Source organism: Deltaproteobacteria bacterium, from assembly GCA_026712905.1.
In the GTDB taxonomy this organism is placed as follows: Bacteria; Desulfobacterota; Binatia; order UBA9968; family JAJDTQ01; genus JAJDTQ01.
Genome location: JAPOPM010000254.1, coordinates 1 through 2,118, shown reverse-complemented (window position 1 = coordinate 2,118; position 2,118 = coordinate 1). Strand labels below are relative to the sequence as shown.

2 protein-coding genes are annotated in these 2,118 nt (G+C 63.9%); both read left to right on the top strand.

Translation table 11 applies throughout. The features are described 5' to 3' along the window. Positions 1–874 (top strand): prolyl oligopeptidase family serine peptidase (locus tag OXF11_21440; protein MCY4489654.1); only part of this gene is annotated, 874 nt, incomplete at its 5' end. A gap of 100 nt (positions 875–974) precedes the next feature. Then, on the top strand, positions 975–2,118 hold a 1,144-nt coding region (locus tag OXF11_21435; GenBank protein ID MCY4489653.1), incomplete at its 3' end, for an ATP-binding protein.

The following is a 2,118-nucleotide window of genomic DNA, read 5'->3' as shown; positions in this document are numbered from 1 at the left end:
GGTGCTGAAACGGGCGACGGAGACCACCGTCGACCCGGGCTACATTTCGGAAGCGGAAGCCATCGAGTTCCCCACCGCCGAAGGGCTGTCGGCCCACGCTTTCTACTACCCGCCTCGCAATCAGCACCATGCCGCCCCGGCGGGGGAGTTGCCGCCCCTGATCGTGCGCTCGCACGGCGGCCCCACGGGGGCCACCAACGACGCGTTCACGCTGGCCATCCAGTACTGGACCAGCCGCGGCTTCGCCGTCGTCGACGTCAACTATGGCGGCAGTACCGGCTTCGGGCGCGCCTATCGAGCGCGCCTGGACGGGCGCTGGGGCATCGTGGACGTGGACGACTGCGTCAACGCCGCCCGATTCCTCGCCGGCTCGGGCCGGGCGGACCCGGACCGTCTGATCATCCGCGGCGGCAGCGCCGGCGGCTACACGACGCTGGCCGCGCTCGCCTTCCGCGACACCTTTCGGGCCGGCGCCAGCCTCTACGGCATCGGCGACCTGATGGCCCTGGCCCGGGACACCCACAAGTTCGAGAGCCGCTACATGGACCGGTTGATCGGTCCTCTGCCGGATTCGGAATCCGCCTACAGGGAACGTTCTCCCGTCCATCACCTGGACGAATTCGATTGCCCGATCATTTTCTTTCAAGGGCTCGACGACAAGGTGGTACCGCCCAATCAGGCCGAAGCCATGGTGGACGCCCTGGACGCCAAGGGTCTGCCGGTGGCCTATTTGCCCTTCGAAGGCGAGGGCCACGGTTTCCGCCAGGCGGAAACCATCGTGCGCGCCCTGGAGGCGGAGCTCTACTTCTACGGCCGTGTCTTCGGCTTCACCCCCGCCGACGACATCGAGCCGGTACCGATCCGAAATCTCTGAAGAGAAAATATGGACTCGGATGCGGCGATTGGTCGACCAAAGTACGGCACATCGTCGAATTGTCTTGACTAAAATACGACGCTATGGATAATAGTCGGACATGGAGACGGAATCGCGTGTTTACGACGGCTTGCTGTCGGAGCACTTGGCCGCCAACCGCCAAATGGCTTTCGTCAGCGGTCCGAGGCAAGTAGGCAAGACCACGACCTGCCGGCGTCACGCCGACAGCTACCGCAATTGGGACAACGTCGACGATCGGGAATTGCTACTGGCCGGGCCTGGCAACCTGGCGGAGGCGGTGGGAGCGAACCGCCTCTCCGAAACCCCTCCAGTGGCGCTTTTCGATGAGCTTCACAAGTTCCCAAGCTGGAAGCCTTTCCTGAAGGGTCTCTACGATACCTACGGTGACCGGCTCCGCATCATCGTCACCGGCAGTAGCCGTCTCGATGTCTACCGCCGCGGCGGTGACAGTCTCATGGGGCGATACTTCTCTTACCGGATGCATCCGTTCTCCGTGGCGGAAACCGTCAGCCGACAACTCCCCGACGCGGAGCGGGTCATCCGCCAGCCGCGCATGATTGAGTCAGCGGACTTCGAGGCCCTGTGGCACCACGGAGGTTACCCGGAACCGTTCCTCAGGCGCGACAACCGGTTCAGCCGGAGATGGCGGTCGCTGCGTCTCCAGCAACTGGTCCGGGAAGAGATCCGAGACCTGACGCAGGTCCAGCAGATGGACCAGATGGAACTGCTGGTCCGGCGCTTGACCCGTCAGTCGGGGCGCCAGCTCGTGTTCGGCAACCTCGCCAGGGAGGTGCGCGTGGCCGCGGACACCGTCCGGCGCTGGGTCGCCGCGCTGTGCGATTTCCATCTGGGATTCCTCGTCAGGCCGTGGTTTCGGAACGTCTCGCGATCGCTGCGCAAGGAGCCCAAGTGGTACCTGAGGGACTGGGCCGACATCGAAGACGTGGGGCAGAAGGCCGAGACCTTCGTCGCGTGCCATCTTCTCAAGGCGGTCGAAGGCTGGAACGACATGGGACTGGGACGGTTCGAACTCGGTTACCTGCGCGACAAGGAGAAGCGCGAAGTGGACTTCCTGGTGGCCAGGGAGGGGAGCCCTTGGATACTCGTAGAAGTGAAGTACCGCGACGAATCCTTGAGCCGATCGCTCAAGTACTACCAGGATCAACTCAAGGCCCCGTTCGCGTTTCAGGTGGTTCTTGATGCCGACTTCGTCGATGCCGACT